Origin of the sequence: Methanoregula sp. (assembly GCF_023227875.1) — an archaeon.
Classification (GTDB): domain Archaea; phylum Halobacteriota; class Methanomicrobia; order Methanomicrobiales; family Methanospirillaceae; genus Methanoregula.
The window spans coordinates 1-21,162 of the sequence record NZ_JALOCH010000002.1; the positions used below are offsets into that span (position 1 = coordinate 1).

General features: G+C 57.1%; 26 protein-coding genes. 10 read left to right on the forward strand and 16 right to left on the reverse strand.

The window, feature by feature from the left end:
- Positions 1–237: 237 nt before the first annotated feature.
- Positions 238–678, reverse strand: coding sequence for a type IV pilin N-terminal domain-containing protein (locus M0R30_RS02280; RefSeq protein ID WP_292542800.1), 441 nt, complete (start codon positions 676–678; stop codon positions 238–240).
- A 309-nt stretch (positions 679–987) separates the two neighbouring features.
- Here M0R30_RS02280 and M0R30_RS02285 point away from each other — a divergent pair, with 309 nt between their 5' ends.
- The 3 genes from M0R30_RS02285 to M0R30_RS02295 all read left to right on the forward strand — a co-directional run bounded on the left by M0R30_RS02285 (position 988) and on the right by M0R30_RS02295 (position 2,697).
- On the forward strand, positions 988–1,362 hold the full coding sequence (locus M0R30_RS02285) for a DUF5658 family protein (protein ID WP_292542802.1): 375 nt from the start codon (positions 988–990) through the stop codon (positions 1,360–1,362).
- Between the two features lie 143 nt (positions 1,363–1,505).
- Positions 1,506–2,093 (forward strand): type IV pilin N-terminal domain-containing protein, encoded by a 588-nt coding sequence (locus tag M0R30_RS02290; protein ID WP_292542804.1) that lies wholly within the window; start codon positions 1,506–1,508, stop codon positions 2,091–2,093.
- A gap of 4 nt (positions 2,094–2,097) precedes the next feature.
- The gene (locus tag M0R30_RS02295; protein WP_292542806.1) at positions 2,098–2,697 is read left to right on the forward strand and encodes a type IV pilin N-terminal domain-containing protein; all 600 of its coding nucleotides are present in this window, start codon (positions 2,098–2,100) and stop codon (positions 2,695–2,697) included.
- A 266-nt stretch (positions 2,698–2,963) separates the two neighbouring features.
- Here the strand turns inward: M0R30_RS02295 and M0R30_RS02300 are convergent, their stop codons facing one another.
- The 8 genes from M0R30_RS02300 to M0R30_RS02335 all read right to left on the reverse strand — a co-directional run bounded on the left by M0R30_RS02300 (position 2,964) and on the right by M0R30_RS02335 (position 9,701).
- Positions 2,964–3,773, reverse strand: a complete 810-nt coding sequence (locus M0R30_RS02300; protein ID WP_292542808.1) for a winged helix-turn-helix transcriptional regulator — start codon at positions 3,771–3,773, stop codon at positions 2,964–2,966.
- A 197-nt stretch (positions 3,774–3,970) separates the two neighbouring features.
- Entirely contained in the window at positions 3,971–4,780 is an 810-nt protein-coding gene (locus M0R30_RS02305; protein ID WP_292542810.1) for a winged helix-turn-helix transcriptional regulator, read from the reverse strand.
- 148 nt (positions 4,781–4,928) lie between these two features.
- A complete protein-coding gene (locus M0R30_RS02310) occupies positions 4,929–5,096 on the reverse strand; it encodes a hypothetical protein (RefSeq protein ID WP_292542812.1) in 168 nt (55 codons plus the stop codon).
- 541 nt (positions 5,097–5,637) lie between these two features.
- Positions 5,638–6,669 (reverse strand): cation diffusion facilitator family transporter, encoded by a 1,032-nt coding sequence (locus tag M0R30_RS02315; RefSeq protein WP_292542814.1) that lies wholly within the window; start codon positions 6,667–6,669, stop codon positions 5,638–5,640.
- A complete protein-coding gene (locus M0R30_RS02320) occupies positions 6,653–7,882 on the reverse strand; it encodes an ATP-binding cassette domain-containing protein (protein WP_292542817.1) in 1,230 nt (409 codons plus the stop codon). The genes M0R30_RS02315 and M0R30_RS02320 overlap by 17 nt, the downstream gene beginning before the upstream one ends.
- 11 nt (positions 7,883–7,893) lie before the next feature.
- On the reverse strand, positions 7,894–8,682 hold the full coding sequence (gene cbiQ, locus M0R30_RS02325; RefSeq protein ID WP_292542819.1) for a cobalt ECF transporter T component CbiQ: 789 nt from the start codon (positions 8,680–8,682) through the stop codon (positions 7,894–7,896).
- Between the two features lie 3 nt (positions 8,683–8,685).
- Positions 8,686–9,009, reverse strand: a complete 324-nt coding sequence (locus M0R30_RS02330; protein ID WP_292542821.1) for a cobalt transport protein CbiN — start codon at positions 9,007–9,009, stop codon at positions 8,686–8,688.
- Positions 9,009–9,701: an energy-coupling factor ABC transporter permease gene (locus M0R30_RS02335; RefSeq protein WP_292542824.1), complete on the reverse strand. Its 693-nt coding sequence runs from the start codon at positions 9,699–9,701 to the stop codon at positions 9,009–9,011. Before M0R30_RS02335 ends, M0R30_RS02330 begins: the two co-directional genes overlap by 1 nt.
- Before the next feature lie 171 nt (positions 9,702–9,872).
- On the opposite strand from M0R30_RS02335, the gene M0R30_RS02340 reads away from it, so the two are divergent.
- Complete coding sequence (locus M0R30_RS02340; RefSeq protein WP_292542827.1) at positions 9,873–11,087, forward strand: pyridoxal phosphate-dependent aminotransferase; 1,215 nt, start codon at positions 9,873–9,875, stop codon at positions 11,085–11,087.
- A gap of 214 nt (positions 11,088–11,301) precedes the next feature.
- Positions 11,302–11,724 carry a nickel-responsive transcriptional regulator NikR gene (gene nikR / locus M0R30_RS02345; protein WP_292542830.1) on the forward strand — a complete coding sequence of 141 codons (423 nt, stop codon included), beginning with the start codon at positions 11,302–11,304 and terminating at the stop codon, positions 11,722–11,724.
- A gap of 38 nt (positions 11,725–11,762) precedes the next feature.
- Here nikR and M0R30_RS02350 read toward each other — a convergent pair whose 3' ends face one another.
- On the reverse strand, positions 11,763–12,704 hold the full coding sequence (locus M0R30_RS02350) for an ABC transporter substrate-binding protein (RefSeq protein WP_292542833.1): 942 nt from the start codon (positions 12,702–12,704) through the stop codon (positions 11,763–11,765).
- 3 nt (positions 12,705–12,707) lie between these two features.
- Entirely contained in the window at positions 12,708–13,196 is a 489-nt protein-coding gene (locus M0R30_RS02355) for a helix-turn-helix domain-containing protein (RefSeq protein ID WP_292542836.1), read from the reverse strand.
- Between the two features lie 104 nt (positions 13,197–13,300).
- Between M0R30_RS02355 and M0R30_RS02360 the strand changes: the two genes are divergently transcribed.
- From M0R30_RS02360 to comE, 5 genes are read left to right on the forward strand one after another with little or no spacing between them, the layout of a single operon-like run.
- The gene (locus M0R30_RS02360) at positions 13,301–14,104 is read left to right on the forward strand and encodes an ATP-binding cassette domain-containing protein (RefSeq protein ID WP_292542838.1); all 804 of its coding nucleotides are present in this window, start codon (positions 13,301–13,303) and stop codon (positions 14,102–14,104) included.
- On the forward strand, positions 14,101–14,808 hold the full coding sequence (locus M0R30_RS02365; protein ID WP_292542840.1) for a GTP-binding protein: 708 nt from the start codon (positions 14,101–14,103) through the stop codon (positions 14,806–14,808). Before M0R30_RS02360 ends, M0R30_RS02365 begins: the two co-directional genes overlap by 4 nt.
- Positions 14,809–14,810: 2 nt before the next feature.
- Entirely contained in the window at positions 14,811–15,431 is a 621-nt protein-coding gene (locus tag M0R30_RS02370; RefSeq protein WP_292542843.1) for a (Fe-S)-binding protein, read from the forward strand.
- Between the two features lie 9 nt (positions 15,432–15,440).
- Positions 15,441–16,715, forward strand: coding sequence for a cysteate synthase (locus tag M0R30_RS02375; RefSeq protein WP_292542845.1), 1,275 nt, complete (start codon positions 15,441–15,443; stop codon positions 16,713–16,715).
- Positions 16,708–17,853, forward strand: a complete 1,146-nt coding sequence (gene comE / locus M0R30_RS02380; RefSeq protein ID WP_292542847.1) for a sulfopyruvate decarboxylase subunit beta — start codon at positions 16,708–16,710, stop codon at positions 17,851–17,853. Before M0R30_RS02375 ends, comE begins: the two co-directional genes overlap by 8 nt.
- 18 nt (positions 17,854–17,871) lie before the next feature.
- Here comE and M0R30_RS02385 read toward each other — a convergent pair whose 3' ends face one another.
- The 5 genes from M0R30_RS02385 to nifS form a co-directional block, all read right to left on the reverse strand.
- Positions 17,872–18,294: a molybdenum cofactor biosynthesis protein MoaE gene (locus tag M0R30_RS02385; RefSeq protein ID WP_292542850.1), complete on the reverse strand. Its 423-nt coding sequence runs from the start codon at positions 18,292–18,294 to the stop codon at positions 17,872–17,874.
- Positions 18,295–18,309: 15 nt separating this feature from the next.
- A complete protein-coding gene (locus tag M0R30_RS02390) occupies positions 18,310–18,588 on the reverse strand; it encodes a ubiquitin-like small modifier protein 1 (protein WP_292542853.1) in 279 nt (92 codons plus the stop codon).
- A complete protein-coding gene (locus M0R30_RS02395; protein WP_292542854.1) occupies positions 18,585–19,328 on the reverse strand; it encodes a HesA/MoeB/ThiF family protein in 744 nt (247 codons plus the stop codon). Before M0R30_RS02395 ends, M0R30_RS02390 begins: the two co-directional genes overlap by 4 nt.
- A gap of 139 nt (positions 19,329–19,467) precedes the next feature.
- Positions 19,468–19,899 (reverse strand): Fe-S cluster assembly scaffold protein NifU, encoded by a 432-nt coding sequence (gene nifU / locus M0R30_RS02400; RefSeq protein ID WP_292542855.1) that lies wholly within the window; start codon positions 19,897–19,899, stop codon positions 19,468–19,470.
- On the reverse strand, positions 19,889–21,088 hold the full coding sequence (gene nifS, locus M0R30_RS02405) for a cysteine desulfurase NifS (protein ID WP_292542857.1): 1,200 nt from the start codon (positions 21,086–21,088) through the stop codon (positions 19,889–19,891). The genes nifU and nifS overlap by 11 nt, the downstream gene beginning before the upstream one ends.
- Between the last annotated feature and the right edge of the window lie 74 nt (positions 21,089–21,162).

The window sequence follows — 21,162 nt, forward strand, 5'->3', positions numbered from 1 at the left end:
CTAACTTGTTGCCAAGGCCGGCGATCTTTGTATATTCCTGGTGCAGGAAATAATCCTCAAACCCGCCCATATTTTTTCTTTCGATGTACTAAGATAAAAATCTAAGCCGGGTTTTTCGCTATTCTCTATAGTATCTCTCAAACCGAATTGCTGTAGCACAACCCGGTTTGGATTCCCGGGTACGGACACGGGGCCGGAATTGAGGCTGAAGGGAACCTTGTATAAAAAAACAGGGTATCATCGGGGATTTGCAGTTCCGGAAAAAATAACATTCCGGGAATTCACCAGCCGGATGACATTACCATCCCTGAAGGTATCCGGCAGGACGACATTCGTGAGATCAATCCGTATATGATCCCCGAGATCAAAGGTCCGGCTGCCGGTCTTCCCGTCATCGTCGACGAGCGAGAACGCCTCAATGTCGCTGGGTCTGATGGTAGTAGTATTTTTTCCCTGGATGATCAGGACCTGAAGACCGGACGTTTCCACCCAGTCCCCGCCTTTATGCCAGAGGAATATCCCGTCAGCACTCTCGTTATGTGTAATATCGATCGCTGAATCCCTGCCGGAAGGAAGGAGCCCGGCAAGCGAGAGCGAGAAGAGCGAGACCAGCAGCAGTGCAAGGACGATCATCATCATCTCTCCGATAACCGGTGAGAGGGCATCGTCATTGGTCATGCCGGAACGGTGACCCCCGGTTCGCCTGCAACACATAGTCCAGTCAATATAGGCGATTGCCCGTATTTTGTTCTTACGATGCGTACTGGGCCGGGGGGAGCCTGTATCCATGACTGCCATCAAGGGAATGGTATCTTCCTGTCCCGGGACAACGATCACCGGTATGATACACGGGAGAAGGATCTGCCGGGAATTGCCCGGGGAGGTTGAGAAGCGCAGGGCGGCAGGAGAAAATCGCCGGCAACATTTTATAATTTGATTTACAAAACCGGATAATAATAACCAGTACTCCAGGTACGTTCAGGAAAGATGACCATACACACTTCCGGTATAAGGACTGCCCATCGCACGGTAAGGGACCCCCGGTTATTCGAGATCGCATTCGGCACATTCCTGCTGGGGTTCCTGTTCTTATGCGATATCCTCTCTACCGAATACATCCTTTTTCTGGGTGGCCATGAACTCAACCAGTTCATGGCATTTTTTGTCGCAGACCCGGTCCTGCACGGCATGGTCAAATTCTTTGTTCTGTGCTTCATCGCTCTTGCTGCCATCTGCTGCAACAGGGCGGTTACCGGCTCCGGGAGTTATCTCCTCGTCCTCGTAATATTCCTGTACTCGGGTGTCCTCTTCTTCAACCTGCGGATGATCGTCCAGATGATGCTCTTTGGATCAGCGGGGTAAAGCCCGGTTTTTTCTCCGGGTTCCCACGCCGTTCCTGCAAGCCCTGTCGTATTGCAGGGGCATCCGGGTCTCTCCGGCCCCATTAAACAAATAGACTTGATATAACAAAAGTTAAGTTTACAAAACTGCAACAATAGTATTGAATGACGGGCAGAACCGGGCAGGATCCCGGGATACGGGAGGAGGCGGTCTCCCCGGTCATCGGTGTAATGCTGATGCTCTCGGCGACCATCATCATTGCAGCAACGCTCTCCGCGTATGTAGGAGGTTCGACCGGCGAACTGAAAACAAGTCCTCAGGTCAACCTCATGGTGAAAAGCGGAGGTGAGGGTGACGATTTCAATATCCTCTTCGAACATCACGGGGGAGATGCCCTCCGTACGCAAGATCTGGAGATCCATACCTGGGTGAAGGACAGCCAGGGTGCGGTCATCAAGCATGTGCAGGATGCACAGTCCACCCCTTCCACCATCAACGGGCAGGAAGTCAGGGTACCGTATATCTACGAATCCCAGTCCGGGATCAATGCGGACAACTCATTTGGTTCCGGGATATGGAAAACCGGTGCTGTTGCCGGTACAGGAACCCGGGAGGCAACGGCACAGTTTCTCGGGGTAAGCACAACTGAACTTGACGAACTCATCGCGAAAAACGCGGTTGCCGAGATCGATATTGTTTACCGACCTGCCGGGAATGTGCTGTACAAGGCCGATATTGTTCTGGAGGAGTAACGCCATGAAACCGGAACAAAGGGATCCTGACATTACAAGAGGCATATCCGAAGTCTTCGGCGTCATGCTCATCCTTGCCATCACCATCATTGTTGCCGGGATCATTGCAGCCTTTGCCGGGGGGTTCTCATTCGATTCATCGGAAGAAGCCCTGAGTGCCAATATCGTTGTCTCGGGTTTTGTCGTGAAGTCCGATCACGGCCATAACTATGCCTACATAATCTTTGATCACATGAGCGGCGATCCGGTCAATCTCAACGGTGTCGAGTTCGCGCTCGGGTCACGTTCGTCATCAACGAAACGAACCGTTATCAGTAACCGCCTTGAACCAACCGGGTGGAACGAGACCGGTTCCTCCTTGACACAATACATCCAGGGATATGGTGCGGGCTCCGTAACACGAATCGGCACCGGGGACCGGTTCGTGCTCTATGCCGATGGGTGGACTGATGAGGATGAGGACGGGGTCGTCACCTGGCAGAGCCACGGGTCATCCGGTGAGTTCTCAGTAAAGTTCAACGATCACCTCACCTACCAGATCATCGATACCCGGTCCAAAAGAGTGTTAAGCTCTGGCATGATTGCAGTACCGGAACCTTCGTAAGACATACCAGTACACGGGAGGGAATTTTAGCAGCACGAGAACGAACGCACAGCCCATTTTTTTGACAATCCTCCCGTAACGGGAGTGACGGAATCCCCGGTAAACCATTCGCATATTGTCTGGGGAAGAGCCATCCTTCTGCCGGGGAGATACACGATCCGGTGCCATTGAGGCGGGTGAATTACACGATTCCATTCCTGTAAACAAGTATGAGCCGGAAAAAATTATGGGGGTGGGTACCCCTCTCTGATGCCGGGCAATGATCTTCACGGCGCGATCAGGTCGTGGATCACGTACGCGAGTTCCTTGCTCTCCAACCGCTTCAGGAAATCCGTGAACTCCTCGTCCACGATCACGATCGCGCAGTCGATCCCGTGGAACGCCGCCTCAATCACCCCTTCCCGTGCGCCAAAGAACAGGTCCGGTTTCCTCCCTGCGGATTTCAATGCGACATAGGCTTCGAGCCCGACCGCCGCCACCATCCCGGCCGGTGAGACGATCTCCCTGAGCCGGTCCTTATGCACCTTCCGCGAACCGCCGTTCTGGATCCGGGGCACCTTGCAGATGTGGATAGTGCCCTCGTGATGGTCGATGATCCCGCTCAGGTCCGTAATACCGACATCCGCGCCGGTCTGTGCGTCTGTAAGGACCGAGCCGGTCGCAGCAGCCGGCTTCTTCGCTGCATACAGGAACCCGTTCTTCATGTATACCCCGACTTCATCTCCGGCTTTAAGATTCCCGGCAGCAATCGCCGTCCAGACCGAGACCTGCTGGATGATGTCGCGCCGTATGTGACGGGCATAGGTTTCAAGCGATTCGGCATTCGCCAAAACCCATTCGATGCCCTTCTTCGTCACTTCATAATTGCTCCGGCTGCTTGCTGATACCATGCCCTCATCGACGAGCTCGCGCATATATTCCGATATCGCCTGAGCGGTCACGCCGATCTTATCGGCAATTTCCTGCTGGCGGATGCCCGGCTGGTGTTCCGTGATCTCTACAAGGATCTGGAAGCGCGAGACCTCCCGCTTGCTCCGCAGGATAGAGTTGATAGGATCCCTTGCATCCTGTGTCAAATCGCATCAGCTCCGGTTCCTTTCATGATAAGAAAGACAATGGCAACCAGACAGTGATTACCTTTTCGACTTATCGCAGCTGTTGCCGGGATCTTTTTACTTCGGCTCTGCCTGCAAATTCTTCTGTTTTCAGGTTATCGGTACATCCGGTTTCCTGCCACTCACGGATTCTTTATTCAGGTGCTGGATAATGATCTTCAGGGTACGATCAGATCATGGATCACGTATGTCAGCTTCACACCGTCCAGACGCGTTGTAATATCCGTGAACTCCTCGTCTACGATCACAATCGCGCAGTCGATTCCGTGGAACGCTGCTTCGATCACGCCTTCCCGGGCTCCAAAGAACATGTCCGGTTCCCTGCCTGCAGATTTCAGTGCAACATAGGCTTCGAGCCCGACTGCTGCCACCATCCCGGCCTTTGCAACGATCTCCTTCAGCTGGTCCGATTGTACCTTCCGTGAACCTCCATGCATGATCCGGGGCACCTTACAGAGATGGACAGCACCTTCGTGATGCTCGATGATCCCGATCAGGCTCTCGATCCCGACATCCTCATCTTTCTTTGCATCCGCGATAACCGAACCTGTTGCCCTCATTGGCTTTTTTGCTGCATACAGGAATCCATCCTGCATGTACACCCCGACGCCGTCTCCGGTTTTGAGGTCCCCGGCAGCGATCGCTGTCCAGACCGAGACCTGCTGGACGATGTCCTCCCGGATATGCCGGGCATAGGATTCAAGGGACCCGGCGTTCGCCAGCATCCATTCGATGCCGGACCTGGTTACTTCGTAATTGCCCCGGTAACTTGCCGAGACCATGCCCTCCCCAACAAGCTCACGGATATATTCCGAGACCGCCTGCGGAGTGATGCCGAGGTTCGCGGCAATTTCCAGCTGGCGCACGGCGGGCTGGTGTTCAGCAATTTCTGCGAGGATCTGGAGGCGTGAGACAGCCCGCTTGTTCCGCAGGATAGACTTGAGAGGATTCTTGCTGCTCCGTGTCAAGCAGCACCAACACCGGATCGTTCCATGATGTGCATGATAATACAGGATCAACCTTATTTGTTTTAACTAAATAAAATTTGCTTATTTGTTGCACAAATAAAAATTGGAATGCCCGTTGGCGTGACAATCCCCGACGTTATGCCGTGGTTTACACCCCCATCCCTCTAATCACCCCGACAATCTGCTGCGCTGTCACCGGGTCCACGATCCGTGCCAGGACCAGCCCGGCCAGTGCAAGGAAGATGATCCAGAAGACTTTCTTCACTTGCTTGTTCTTCCCAAATATACCGATGAGCACATCCGCGTCCGTTTTCATTGCCCGCCGGATCAGTTTTTGCAGGAATACGAAGAGCGACCGACACACTCTGCGAATTTAAAATGTTTTTACAGGATCATTTTTGATAGTGAATAAACGTGACTGGTTGATTTCAATCGCTGGTATTCGGTTACACCGGGAGCCCGGGTAGGATAACATCCGGATTGTTGACAAACATGATGACATAGAGCGTGAGGAGGAAATGGTAAAGCAGGGGGTAGTCCCCCCTCCCTCAGTGGCAGGCACCCTCCTCCACCCCATTTAGAATCCGGAGGGGGGGTTCCCCTACCCACCCCTCCATGGCCCGTAGGGGTACCTACCCCCCTTACCTGCATGAACAACCGTGATAGTTCCACTGGAGTTTCCGACGGAGCGATAATTTTCCAGCGCTTCCGGAAAAATGGCAGAGGGGGGTACCCATCCCTCCCGTACTAAGAGGGGTAGCTACCCCTCCCATCAGTGGCGGGGGGGTCCCTGGCGCCGGATCCGACCAAAATGAATGGGAAGGGGGGGTACCACCCCCCATGCACTTATGACCGGCTCAGTGCGAATGTACCGGCAGCCCGTCATGGTCGTGCTCCGCGATATGGTGATAGTCCTGTCCCGATGCGGACACCGGATCGACATGGATCGTGGCATCCGACAGGTATCGGAGATGGTGAAGGAGTTCGTGCCGGAACTCTTTTGCAATCGCGTGGCCGGATTCCACGGAGAGCGATGACCCGACCGTGATGTTGATCTCCGCGTGGAGCCGGTGGCCCAACCACCTGATCCTGACCTCGGTAATCTCCACAACACCTTTAACATGCCCGGCAGTATGGCGGATCTCGTCGGTAACTGCCGGGTCAACGCCATCGAGGAGCCGGGTGAAGATCATCTTTGCCGAATCCCAAACAATCCAGAATATCATCACCGTGATTATGAGGCCGATGACCGGGTCGGCAAGCGGAAAGCCGAGATACACCCCGGTTGCACCGATCAGGACCGCAAGGCTCGTCCACCCGTCTGTTCGTGCATGGTAACCATCTGCAATAAGTGCGGCACTGCCGATCTCCTTTCCTACCCGGATGCGGAGCTGTGCCACGCCCTCGTTCCCGATAAAACCGACAATTGCTGCCGCCGCCACCGCCCAGAGAAAGGTTACTTCCTGCGGGTGGAAAAGCCGGTCAATGGAGACATAGCCGGCGACAAGGGCCGACACCAGGATCATCAGCACGACAAAGACGCCGGCAAGGTCCTCGACCCGGCCATACCCGTAGGTGAACCGTTTCGTTGGTTTCCACTTGGCCAGCATGAATGCGAAGAGGAGCGGGATCGCGGTGAGTGCATCACCGAAATTGTGGATGGTGTCAGCGAGCAGGGCGATACTGCCGGAATAATAGACAATGATTACCTGAATGGAGGCGGTGACGAACAGGCCGGCAAACGACCACTTGACCACACGGATACCCTGTTCGGTGGTGAGAATGGATGGGTCCACAATACCGTGCGTGTGGGTATGGCCGTGGTGATGATTGTGATGATCATGGTCGTCATCTTCATGATGTTCATGGTTTTCAGTAGGAAGGATCATCCTTTTTCATCTCTTCATTCGTCAACCCCGTTACGGGAGGCTGGTTTGCAGTGTTCAGGTTAACCACCCTGATCGTATTCCCGCTCTCCTTGCCATACGCTTCCACCCGCTCGGAGACCCGGCCTACCATGTTTCCTGTAGTGAGAATAAGCGAGTCCTTCCCCCGCAGGGCCCGAAGGATGCACTTATCGATGACGCCGTAGGTGAACTCGAGTGCAATCTGCTCCGTTGCAGCACACTGCTTGGCCCGCGTCCCCATGGCACCGACTGCAATGCCGGGCCGTTCCTGAACCCAGGCGGGGATAGTACCATCAGGGATCATGTCGACGTTGCAGATCGTGATGGTGCCGGGTGCTGAGTGGCAACAATGACCGTGAGAGTGTTGGTGCTCGATGATGTGGACCATGTCGAGCACGCTCCGGGGCTTGCGCTCAGGGATAGTAAACCCGCGTTTCTCCAGTTCCACCGAAAGTTCCAGCAGCACCGGGATCGAGAGGTGCGCCATGCGGACATAGGTCGGGTTCCCGAACGCCACATCCGGCACATCCTCCCGGATGATCCGGCCATCGGCGAGAAGGATGACCCGGTCCGCCCACGGGTACGCGAGTTCCACATCATGCGTGGAGATGATGATCGTCTTGCCGTCATGGTTCAGCTCATCGAGCAGTTCCATTAAGTCTTCCGAGCCTGACGGGTCGAGCCCCGTGGTTGGCTCATCAAAAACCAGCACATCCGGGTCCATCGCGAGCACACCGGCGATGGCCACGCGTTTCTTCTCCCCGCCCGAGAGATGGTGGGGAGGCCGACGCTCAAAACCTTCAAGGCCGACCTGCCGGAGGGCCACCGCCACAGCCTCCTTCACGGCAGCTTCATCATACCCGAGGTTCACGGGCCCGAATGCCACATCCTGGTACACGGTCGGCGCAATGATCTGGCGGTCCGGGTTCTGGAGCAGGAAGCCGACCCGGCGCCGGACCTGGCGGAGCGAGCGGGTGTCGTACCGGATCTCCTCATTGTCAAAGAGCATGACGCCGGAGTCCGGGCGGATCATGCCGTTGAACATCTGGAGGAGCGTGGACTTGCCGGCGCCGTTCGGGCCCACGAGCGCGATCTTCTCGCCCCGCCGGACATGGAAACTGATCCCGGTGATCGCCTCCCGGCCCCGGGGGTAGCGATACCGGACATCCCGTGCTTCAAGGATAATGCTGCTCATGGACTGGTCTCCTATAACAGGGTCATTCCCTGCGATACGTACACTGCTGCCGAACCAGAAGCGATGAAGAGGCAGAGGGCCGCAACCGACCGGAACCCGGCCGGCCGGCTCTCCCCCATCAGCGCAAACTTCCCGTCATAACACCGGGCATCCATGGCCCGGATCAGGTCGTCCCCTTCATCCCAGCTCGCAATGAAGGCCGCCCCGCACATCGAGGCAAAGGTAGTGATCGACTCGCGCCACGTGGAGTACCCGAGGCGCATCACCTGGGCATGGTAGATCTGCCGCACCTGGTCCATGAGGATGAAGATCGTGCGGTAAATGATCATAGCAAGGTCGATCACGAAGTCAGGCACGCAGGCCTTCCGCATCACCGCGAAGAGATCGGTCATGGGGGTGGTCAGCGCAATGAAGAGCAGGGCCGACATGCCCCCGATCACCCGGCAGAAGATAAAGAAACCCGTATTGATACTCTCGCGGGTGATGGAGAGCGAGAGGAATGACAGGGGGTTCCAGCTCCAGAAGATATGCTCCCCGCCTGAGATCAGGACAATGACGATTGCACTCAAGAATGCAAACCAGAGCGGGACAAGGAAGAGTTCCGCGTAGGTCTTTATGTCAATCCTGGCGAGCAGGAGGATGGCCGCGGAGAGGACGAGGGCAATAAAAAGGGGGGAAAGGTAGCTGGTGGAGAGGAGGCAGAGGACGATTGCCCCGAGACCAACTGCCAGCTTGACGGTCGTATTGACCTCGCGCAGGCCATTGTTCTGGGCCACATCCTCCAGCAGTTCCTCAAACATGGATCACTGGTTGGTCGTTGACTCGGTTAGATTTTTCTTCTGGCCCAGCCAGAACCCAAACACACCGCCGATCAGGATACCCCCGAATGCAGCCTGAAGAGCAAAGAGGCAGGACTCGATCTCACCGCTGGGTGGTTCATACTGGGGGATGAGCGGGGTAAAACTGTCCACGGATTTACCGGACAATTCCGCAATCATACCGGAACCCACGTTATCGGACCCGGCAAATTCTGCCCCCGTCATGGTCGAACTGGTATAGAGGAAGACCGCGCAGAATGCAAGGATGGCAACCACGGTAAGGATCTCCAGGAGGTAATTCTTCGCCATTATGCCTCACCCCGGGCTGCGTTGATCTGCGATTCAGAGAAGATCTTCATCCGGATCAGGATGTCGGGCTTGAGGGCCACTATGTACTTGAAGACGAGCGCAAGCACAATGCCTTCAACAATTGCGAGCGGCACCTGCGTGACCGCAAAGATCCCCATGAACAGGATGAACGAGCTTGCAACACCGCCGACTTCTGCCGGGTAGGCCAGTGCCAGCTCAAGCGAGGTGGTGACATACGTGAACATATCCGCAAGGGCTGTTGCCAAAAAGACGGTCAGGTAGATGTTGACGGACGTGTCTTTCAGCAGCCGGTAGATCGCATACCCGATCACCGGGCCGACAATCCCCATTGAAACGATATTCGCCCCAAGCACCGAAAGTCCGCCGTGGGCGAGGAAGAGGCTCTGGAACAGGAGCACGATTGCACAGACAACCGATGTGATCCATGGTCCGAAACAGATGGCGGAGAGGCCGGTACCGGTTGGGTGGGAGCAGCTCCCGGTGACCGAAGGGAGTTTCAGGGACGAGAGGATGAAGATGAACCCGCCGGTCACTCCCAGCAGGGGCAGGGCCTCGCGGTCTTTCTCCATCACTTTCTTCAGCTGCCATACACCAAATGCCAGGCAGGGTAGGGCGATGAGCCACCAGACAATGCACCACTGCCAGGGTAAGAATCCTTCCATAATATGCATAATAATACGGATCAAATTTACTTGCCTTAAGTAAATAAAAGTTGCGCAATGTGTTCACATCAGGTAAGCAGAACCCCCCGGCTCATGAGAAAATATATGCAATTCCGGAATTCGCCGTGCAGTCGCGCAGAATCCTCACATTATATTTCATCACGTGCCAACCTGATCAGCATGCAGCGTAAATCGGCCGGCAAGGGAAAGACCATGCCGGCACAATCCCCGGGAACGTTCTTTGCCACCCACCCCTCCCGGGCCGACACCTTTTCCGAATCCGTGATCCGCGAGATGACCCGGCTCGCGCTGAAACACGATGCAATCAACCTTGCACAGGGATTCCCGGATTTCCCCTGTCCCCCGGAACTGAAGACCGCGGCGTGCGAGGCGGTTAAAGACGACATCAACCAGTACGCGATCACGTGGGGGGCAAAGGACCTCCGTGAGGCGCTCGCAAAAAGGGTGAAGACGTTCAACGGCATGGACTTCAATCCCGAAGAGGAGATCACCGTCACCTGTGGGTCGACCGAGGCGATGATGGCCTCGATGCTTGCAATCATCCAGCCGGGCGATGAGGTAGTCGTGCCGGAGCCGTTCTACGAGAACTATGGGCCGGACGCACAGATCTCAGGAGCAACACCACGGTTTGTCCCGCTCGCGGACAACTTCTCCATCGATGAAGAGAAGTGGAAGGCCGCGTTTTCCAAAAAGACCCGGGCGATCATTCTCAACACGCCCAACAACCCGACCGGCAAGGTCTTCACGAAGAAGGAACTCTCGTTCATCGCGGACCTCTGCATCGAACACAACGTGGTGGCGATCACAGACGAGATCTACGAGCACATCGTGTACGACGGGCACAAACACATCTCCATCGGCTCGCTGCCGGGGATGGAGGACCGGACGATCACGATCGGCAGCTTCTCCAAGACCTACAGCGTCACCGGGTGGCGGGTCGGCTATGCCCTCGCAGATGCTTCCCTGACAGACCGCATCCGGAAGATCCACGACTTCCTTACGGTCGGTGCCCCTGCCCCCCTCCAGCGGGCCTGTGTTGCAGCGCTTGAGCTGCCGGAATCCTATTATAAGGAACTTGCCGTGGAGTACGACCGCAAGCGGCAGATCCTCTACAAGGGCCTGAAGAAGGCCGGGTTTGCCTGTGAGCTGCCGGAAGGGGCGTATTATATCTTCACCGACATCGGTTCGTTCGGTATGAGCGACACGGAGCTCGCCTGTCATCTCGTGGAGACGGCCGGTGTCGCTGCGGTTCCGGGCAGCTCGTTCTACCATACCGGTGGCGAGACGAAGCTCCGGTTCACGTTCTCGAAAAAAGATGAAACCCTCATTGAGGCCTGCAAAAGGTTAGAGACTGTAGACGGTTCACATACCTGAAGGTCGGCTTTTGCCTCCCTTCAGGTTGTCGAGGTCTGCGACCTCTCCAATCTCCAAGAAGGACGAGACGCTCATCGAGGCGTGCAGGCGCTTAGAGTCACTTGGTTAATCACCGGCAGATCGCCCAGTCCGATATTACCAAGTAATACTTTCTCCGGTTTTTTTCAAAACGTTAAAAAACAATCAGCAATCATACACTCATCACTGATAGTACATGCCCATGGACGACGACCTTTCCCGGATAGGCATCTCGCTGCCGAAAAACCTGCTCGAACGGTTCGATGAAATCCTGAACTACCGGGGGTATTCCTCCCGGTCGGAAGGTATACGGGACGCGATCCGTACCTACATCACCTACTACAAGTGGATGAGCGATGTCAAGGGCGAGCGTGAAGGTGTCATCACGATGGTGTACGACCACGACCAGCGCAACCTCTTAACAAACATCACCGACATCGAGCACGAGTACCACGCGCTCATAAAGGCCTCGCTCCACTCGCATGTCACCCATGAGCGGTGCCTTGAAGTGATCCTGGTCCATGGCGACGGGTCGCAGCTCAAGGCGCTCGCCGAGCGGCTCATGTCCCAGAAGGGTGTGGAGTCCGTGAAACTGACTACGATCCAGATCGGGGAATAAACCCCGCCTTTTTTCCTGATCTTCCCGGAACAGGTTTTTTATCCCGGCATTCCCGCGTCGTAATGGTGCGGGCCCGGGTGCACAGCTGCGATCAGCGAACGGTCGAAGATCTCGTCCTCGCTGATCGGCCGGGATATATACCCGAGCGCCTTCAGGGTCCGGACAAACTTCATCGTCGAGTCAACATACTCGCGGGGGAGTGCAGCGCAGTATTTCGGGGATATGCGGTACGTATCCAGGACAAAGTCAGGGTCCACCATGCCGGTCGTACCTGCCACGACCCGGGCGGCAGCATGGGGGTTGTTCCGGATCATCTCGCAGGCAGCCTCGTGGGCATACAGGAACCGGACAAGGAGGTCGCGCTCTTTTAGCATTTCCCTCATAACGATAATGCCATAACTCGGGTTGAACGGCCAGAGCCGGTCCGGTGGGACCACAAGCCGGCCATTACCATACCGATGGGCGGTTGCAGCAAGGGCCGGTGTCCCGGCAGCGGCCGCGATCTCCCCCTCGCGCAGCGCATCGGGAAGGTAATCCGCCCACGGGTAGTGTTTCACGGCCACGTCACGGATCCTACGCTCCCGGAGGAGTTCGCTTACGATAACATCATGGATGGAGCCTTTCGGGGGTGTTCCGATCGCCGTTCCCGTAAACTGCGAGAGGAATTTCTCCATGCCCCCGCACTCGTCAAGCGTCCGGACATCCGGGCCGGCGACCATCACCGTCCCTTCTACGTGACCTCCTGCAATACAGGCAAGGGAGAGCCCGCGGTCGATCCCGATGATCACCGGGGGGAGCCCGATATACCCGAGGTCGATCTTCCCGGCCTGCATCGCGTTGATAATATCCGGACCCGAGGGATAGAGCGCCCATGTCGCATCAATGCCCTGGTCCGCGAGGATCTGCGTCCCCCGTAGGAGGAATGCGGTGTGGTATATGGTCGAGAGATGGCCGATCCGGAGGGGAGCGGTGCGGGACATGCTTCACCCAATCCTTTTTGCCACGGCAGTGATTGCCTCGCTCATCACGGAGAGGTCGGGACGGAGCATGACAACCGGGACATCGACGATCTTCTCCACGATGGATGCAAGGATTGGGGCACAGATAATGCCGGAAGCACGGTCTTTCTCTGCACGGGTTGCGGCCACGATACACTCCTCAAGGGAATTGGCCGAGTATCCCCGGATACCAAAGGTCTTCCCGTTGAACTCGATCTCACGGGTCTCGATCGATTCAAGGAGGAATTTTGCTGCAATCACCGCGATGAACTGCCGGTGCTCCGGTTCCAGGACCGAGACGATCTTTTTTACCGTGGAGAGGCGCGGGTCCCGTTCTCCTGTCGTGACCTTATACAGGGTGGAGACAGGGATGCCGGTGAGGTCAGCAAGGTCCTTCACGCTCATGTTCTTCCGCTCCAGCTCTTCGTTCAGTGCGGTGGTGAAGTTGATCTCGAATATCCTCTTTGACAGCATATTAACCCTTAAGTGGTATTTTAAGGATTATAATTATTACTATAAGGTTAATTTTTTAGGAGATTTGGAAAACTATTTGAATACTGGTGCGATCATCCTTGAGTATGCGCAGCGAACAGTTCATGAGCCTCACAGTCCTTCCCGGCACCAACCGGGGTGGTGAACGGGAAGGGTTCGACCGGATCAGTCTCTGCCCGGGGGATACCCTGTCCATCGTCGGATCAACCGGTTCCGGCAAATCGGCATTCATCAATGACATCGAGGTGCTTGCACAGGGGGATACCATAACAGGCCGTTCCATCCTGATCAACGGTGTGCCTCCATCGGATGAAATGGTCCGCGACCCGTCGAAAAAGCCCATTGCGCTCATCACCCAGAACACGCGGGTCATCGCCGACCTCACGGTCTGCCGGTTCCTCGCCCTCCATATCAGAGCCCGCGATACCGATGCGCTCGAACTCGTAAAACGGACTGTTACGCTTGCAAACGAATTCACCGGTGAGAAGATCGCCGAGTCCATGCGCATGACTGAACTCTCGGGCGGGCAGACCCGGTCCCTGCTCATCGCTGACGCCATCCTGATCGGGCAGACCCCCATCCTCCTTCTCGACGAAGTGGAAAACGCCGGCATATTCAAGGAGAAGGTAATCCGCTGCCTCAAGCACTACAACAAGGCCGTCATCTTTGTCACCCACGACCCGCTCCTTGCCATGATCACTGACCGGCGGATTATCATGAAGAACGGTGCGGTGACCGGTGTGCTCGAACCGGGTACTGCCGAACGGGAGATGGTCTCGCACATCTCCGGGATTGACGCATTCCTTGGGGAACTCCGCGAAAAAATACGTGCCGGCGACCTGATTGAAACCGATCCCCTGCCCGGGAAAAAACAGGTCGTCACCGCATGAAACTCATCATCGTTGCCGGGCCACCCAGTGCGGGGAAGACCGCGGTGATCCGGCAGATCATCCGCGAATTCCAGAAAACTGAAGCCCCGGCCTTCCTCAAGATCGATGTGGTCAGGGCATTCGAGGATGAGGAACTCAGTACGGAGTTCAGTATTCCTGCCCGCAAGGTATATTCGGGCGACCTCTGCCCGGACCACATGGGCATCATGATCATGCGGGATGCGATCCGTTGGGCTGACGGGCTCGGTGCCGGAATCCTCATCATCGAGAGTGCCGGCCTTTGCCTCCGGTGCACCCCCTACACCACCCAGTCGTTCGGTATCGCCGTCCTCTCCGCGGTCTCCGGGAGCAACACGCCCCTCAAGATGGCCCCGATGATTGCTCTCGCGGATGCAGCGGTCGTCACCAAGACAGACCTCATCTCGCAGGCGGAGAAGGAGGTGTTCCGGGAGTGCATCCGTATGGTCACACCGGATATCGATATCATCGAGACGAATGCGATCCAGGGGACCGGGATGCGGTACCTGATGCAGGCAATTGCAAAACACCCGGACATCGCCAATGCTGATGCGATCACCCTCCGCGGGACCCCGCCGCTGGGGGTCTGCACCATCTGTATCGGCAAGAAAGAGATCGGGTGGCAGCACCATTTCGGCGTCATCCGCCCGCTCGATGAGGCGGACAACATCTACCGGGGCGACTGAACATGGCGTGGGTTCCCCCGGGCAAGGACTGTGGCGCCTGCGGATCCGCGAGCTGCGGGCAGTTCGAAACGTTGGTTGCTTCCGGTAAAAAGGCATTTGCAGACTGCCCGTTCTACACTGCCGGAGAAGTGAGTACTGCAGGAACCGCAGCATACTCCGGTAGTGACGCGCTGGGAAACCATTACGATTTTGTCCTTACCGCTTTCCCGGGTGAACCGTCAGCCCGCAAGTTCGTGGTACCGTTCCGGGCAGACCTGGTGGAACGCTGGGATATCCGTCCCGGGGAGATCGTTACCGGACGGCCGGCGGGACCCGGCTGCCCGGTATACCATGCGCTAAGGGTGCTCTCCGCCAATCCGGTTACGGGAGTCCTTGAGTGCCACACGGTCGGACCGCTCGAGGCCCGTAAGGAGAGGGGAAACGTGCACGATGTCCAGGCCTACCACGTCCATGCATTCGAGGGCATTGCCCGGACAATCACGAGGCCGCCGGTACTGGGAGCACGCCAGCGGTTCCTGCCGGGATACTGTATGCTGGACCTGTCGCACACGGCAGTCGTGAACATGGTGCTGAAAAAGAAGGGGGGCCTCCATGTCAGGCTCGAGGACATCAGGATACAGTGAGGGAGCAGCATGATACCCAAGTACCGGATCCGGTGTGTTGGCGGGGGCGAGACACTGGACGATATTTCTCTTCTTTCCTGCCCACAAGGCCATGACTCCCTGCTCAGGACAGAGTACTGCAGCAGGAAACTGCACCTTGCACCCCACACGGGGATCTACCGGTACCTTGCATGGCTGCCGGTCAATGCCCCGCTCCTCCCTTCCGGCGGGCCGGTCACGTTCACCAGCAGCGAGCTCTCCCGCGAGCTCGGGCTTTCACATCTCTCCATCTCCTTCTCCGGGTATTTCCCGGAGATCGGGGCAAACCTGACCACGGGTTCCTTCAAGGAACTGGAAGCATCCCCCACGATGCAGCGCCTGAAGGAACTGGGTAATTCTGTTCCCGTGATCGCATCGGCCGGTAATACCGGCAGGGCATTTGCGGAACTCTCAGCCCGGTGCAGGAGGCCGGTCGTCATTGTCATACCGGAAAAGGCGGTCCACCGGCTCTGGACAACGGAACCGGCCCCGAAGGTATTCCTTGTCGCCGTGCAGGGGGACTATTCGGATGCGATCGCGGTCAGCAACACGCTCGCCACCGTTCCCGGATGTGTACCGGAAGGAGGCGCAAGGAATGTTGCACGAAGGGACGGCATGGGCACGGTTATGCTCGATGCGGCAGTAACGACCGGCCGGATCCCCGACCACTATTTCCAGGCAGTGGGAAGCGGCACCGGGGCGATCGCTGCATGGGAAGCAGCGATGAGGCTCATCAGGGATGGGAGATACGGGAACCGGTTCCCCCGGCTCCACCTTGCCCAGAACCTGCCTTTCACTCCCATGGTGTCGGCGTGGGAGGCGAGACGGCGGGAGATCGTGCCCGCAGACGATATGCCCGATGCAACAGAGAATATCGGGAAGGTCATGTCCGATGTCCTGACAAACCGGAACCCGCCATATGGTATCCGGGGGGGTCTTTTCGATGCATTGCAGGAAACCGACGGGCGGATGTACGGTGTTCCGAATGCGGCAGGGGCAAAGGCGATGAGACTGGTAGAGGAGACCGTGGGAATCGACCTGGACCCTGCCGCAGCGGTTGCAACGGCCTCCCTTGTTCAGGCGTTAGAGAAAGATATTATCGGCCCTGATGATCATATTCTCCTGAACCTCACCGGTGGCGGATACAAACGGATCCGTGAGGATTTCACCCTCCACCCCGTCCCCCCTACCGCAACCATAACACTGGACGAGTCCCGGGACGAGATAGTAAGGATGCTTGAGGAGTGGATCGCACACCATGGATGAGAACAATGTAATTGAAGAACTGAAAGAGCAGGAGATCGATCTCGTCTGTTCGATACCCTGCGATAAGGCAAGAGGCCTTTTCTTCCGGTTGCCCGAGGAGTTCCGGCATATCGGCCTGACCCGGGAAGAGGACGGTGTGGGCATCTCCGCCGGGGTATCCCTTGCCGGTGCCCGGCCGCTGGTCGCGCTCCAGAGTTCGGGTCTTGGGAACATGCTCAACGCGATCCTCTCGCTTTCGACAACATTCGGCCTCCCGCTCCCGATCCTTGCCAGCTGGCGTGGCGGGGATGACGAGGTGATCCCGGCCCAGGTCCCGTTCAACCGCCCGCTTCCCGCGATCCTGTCAGCGGCAGGGATCCCGCACACCATCCTCTCCGGCCACAGTACGCCGCACCGGATTGGCGATGCCATTGTGGCGGCGTTCCGGGCTAATACGCCCCACGTTATCCTTGTCCCCCCAGGCCTTATCGAAGAACGTGAGTGTTTACCGGCATCGCCCGGGCCAGGCATCACCCCATGTCACCCGGTAAAAATTGCGTATACACGGGAGTGGAAGAGACCGGTCATGACACGGTTCGATGCGATAGAGACCATTGCAGCCCGGGTAACGGACGAAGTGCTGGTCTCCAACATTGGCGTCCCTTCAAAAGAACTGTATGCAGCAAAAGACCGGCCGGAGAATTTCTACATGCTGGGGAGTTACACACAGGCATCAGCCATCGGCCTTGGTATCGCCACCGTTCGCCCGGACAAGCGGGTGATCGTCATTGACGGGGACGGGAGCCTGCTCGGTTCGTCGATCCTCCCGGTGATCGCCGCTACAGCTCCAAAGAACCTCACGGTCATCGGTCTTGATAACGGCGTCTTCGGCAGCACGGGTAACCAGCCCCGGCCGGGGTGTGAAACCGCCGACCTCCGGCTGCTCGCGATGGGGGCGGGTTTCGAACACACGTGGACCGTGCATGACCCGGGGGAACTGGAGTCCGCACTTGCCGCATCGGCGCACGGCGGACCTGCGTTTATCCATGCCCGGATAATGCCGGGCAACAGCAATGTCCCGAATATTCCGCTCAGCCCTCAACAGATCCGCGACCGGTTCATGAATGCACTGATCGATGGTTCACCGGGAAACCGCTGACGTAAAAAAATTAAACGATTATGTGGGTTTGCCCGACCCGTGTGCATGGTCACCCGGCACCCACCGCCCGCCATCCTTCGTGAGCTCCTTCTTCCAGATCGGGACGCCCTTCTTGATCTCTTCGATGATGTAGCGCGAGCCGGCATAGGCCTCCGGGCGGTGGCCGGCACTGACCACGATGATGAGGATGTTCTCGCCAACTGATAGCCTGCCGATCCGGTGGATGATATCAACGTGGAGGAGGTTGTGGAGTGTCGTTGCATCCTCCGCAATCTTCTTGAGTTCCTTGAGTGCAACTTCCTCATATGCTTCGAGTTCCATCTCCCGGATGTCATCGTCGCGGACCACGCCGTCAAAGATAACGACCGCTCCGGTGCCGGAACTCTTCGCATCGTTGATCAGTTTCCCGATATCCACATCTTCATGCTGGATGGAAATCATGGCAACACTCCTGTATCAGCCGCCGGCAACCGGCGGGAATACGGCGATTTCATCGCCATCTGCAATGACCGTCTTCCCCGCGTCGGCTGTCTCGACCCGTTTCCCATTCTGCATCACGATGACGAACTCGCGGAAATTACCGTGTTCGTCAAAGATCGCATCGTAGCCTTCCTTCTTTTCCTGTGCGATGTCCCTGACAAGGGTACTTATGGCGGCGCCCTTCCCCGGCTCTGCGAGGATATCCGTTCCGAGCAGTTCCCGGAACCGGGCAAAAAAACGTACTTTGACGGTCATTTCATCTCCTTAATTGTCCCGGTGCCACAGGCAGGGCAGGCCGGGTTCTGTGCAATGGCGATCTCTTCGGCAGTTGCACACAGGCCGTCCCAGGTGAAGAGCCGGCCGGAGAGCAGCTTCCCGCTCTTCGTGAGATACTTGACCACCTCGGTTGCCTGCACCGTGCCGATAACACCCGGCGTTACGCCAACTACCGGGAAGACCTCCTTTGGCGGGGCCTTCGGGAAGATGCACTCAAGGCAGGGGGTCTCTCCCGGGATAATCGTGGTGGCCTGCCCGTAGAACCCGCGGATTGCGCCGTGGAAGAACGGGATCTTCTTTTCGAGCGCAACCCGGTTCAGGAGGTAGCGGACGGGGTAGTTGTCCATTGCATCAACGATCCCGTCAGCCCTGCCCACGAGCCTGCTGGCGTTGTCAGCACTGATGGTGGCATCGATCGCGTTGACCGTGATGTCCGGGTTATATGCCTGCAATTTTTCCAGGGCCGAGATGGTCTTCTTCTTCCCGACGTCCCGATCCGTGTGGAGGATCTGGCGGTTCAGGTTGGACTGATCAACGGTGTCCATGTCCACGATCGTAATCGTCCCGACACCGGCAACAGCGAGATAGATGGCGATGGGGGAACCAAGTCCTCCTGCCCCGGCAATGAAGATATGCGCCTTCTTGAGCCGCTCCTGCCCTTCTTCCCCGAAGAGGAGGATCTGCCGTTTGTACCGTTCAAGTTCCCGTCCTGATAACATGGTTCACCTGATTGCCGGTTATCCCGGAACCGGCATCCATACACAACCCGGTGTATCGTTGATCTCTTGTTGGAGAGGCGATTATATATGCAGTTTCGTTCCGGCAGGATTTGCCGATACCCGGTACCTGTCTCCGCAGTTAATGCTCGCAGGTCGCACTTTCATGTTCGTGGGAATGCGGGTTCTTCTCAACCCACGGTTCAAGGCCCTGCTTCTTCCGGTAATCGTTGATCGCCTTGTGGATGCCCTCTTCGGCCAGCACCGAGCAGTGCATCTTAACCGGGGGCAGGCCTTCGAGCGCTTCGGCCACGGCTTTGTTGGAGACCTCCCACGCTTCTTCGAGTGTCTTGCCCCGGACAAGCTCCGTTGCCATGCTGCTCGACGCAATCGCGGCACCGCAGCCGAAGGTCTTGAACTTCGCATCGGTGATGATGTTGTTCTCGATCTTCAGGTAGATATTCATAATGTCGCCGCAGACCGGGTTCCCGACCTCGCCAACGCCGCTCGCGTTCTCGATCTCACCCACGTTCCGCGGGTTCTTGAAATGATCCATGACCTTGTCACTGTACATTGCAGCCTCCATCCTTTCCGCTCTTATGATACAAGGGAGACATCTCCCGCAGGCGGGTGACCACCTTTGGCAGTACTTCAAGCACGAAGTCCACGTCCGCGTCCGTGTTCACATCACCCAGCGTCAGCCGGAGCGACCCGTGCGATATCTCCACCGGCAGACCGGTCGCGAGCAGGACATGGGACGGCTCAAGGGAGCCGGAGGTGCAGGCACTGCCGGTAGATGCGCAGATCCCCTCGTCATCCAGCCAGAGGAGCATCGACTCGCCCTCGATGAACTCGAAGCTGATGTTGATGTTGCCGGGCAGCCGCTTCCCGGGATGGCCGTTGAGGTAGGCATCCGGGATCTTCGCAACGATCCCCGAGAGGAGCCGGTCCCGCAGGGCACGGATACGCTTGTTGTGCCCTTCGATATCGGCAGTCACCAGCTCAATCGCCTTACCACAGCCGACAATGCCCACGATATTCTCGGTCCCCGCACGGCGCCGCCGCTCCTGGCCCCCGCCATGGACCAGGTTGTCGATCTTTGTCCCTTTCCGGATATAGAGGACGCCGGTGCCCTTCGGGCCGTAGAACTTGTGGGCGGAAAGGGAGAGCAGGTCGATGTTCTGGGCCTTCACATCGATTTGGACATTGCCGATCGCCTGCACAGCATCGGTGTGAAAATACACCTTGTGCTTACGGGCTATTGCACCCAGTTCCGCGATGGGCTCGATCGTACCGATCTCGTTGTTGGCGTACATGATCGAGATGAGAACAGTCTTGTCAGTAATGGCCTTTTCAAGATCGGCAGGATCCACGAGGCCGTACTTGTCGACCGGGAGGTAAGTGACCTCAAAGCCATTCTTCTCCAGGTACTCGCAGGTATGGATGACTGCGTGGTGCTCGATCTTCGTGGTGATGATGTGGTTGCCCTTCTTCTTGTTCGCGTATGCGACACCCTTGATCGCCCAGTTGTCGGACTCGCTTCCGCCTGAAGTGAAGTAGATCTCGTCCGGTTCGGCGCTTAAGGCCTTGGCCACCTGTGCCCGGGCTATATCGATCGCTTTCTTCGAGTCGCGGGCAATGTGGTAGATGGACGAGGGGTTGCCAAAGTGCTCGGTGAAATAGGGAACCATCGCATCCAGTACGTCTCTCTTGACGTACGTGGTGGCGGAATGGTCCATGTAGACGGTGCGTTTCTCTCCCATGCTCATCACTATATACCTGAATATGTGCGCTGGTCGTCTGATTATCCTTTCCTTAATGCCATTAAAATCCGCCA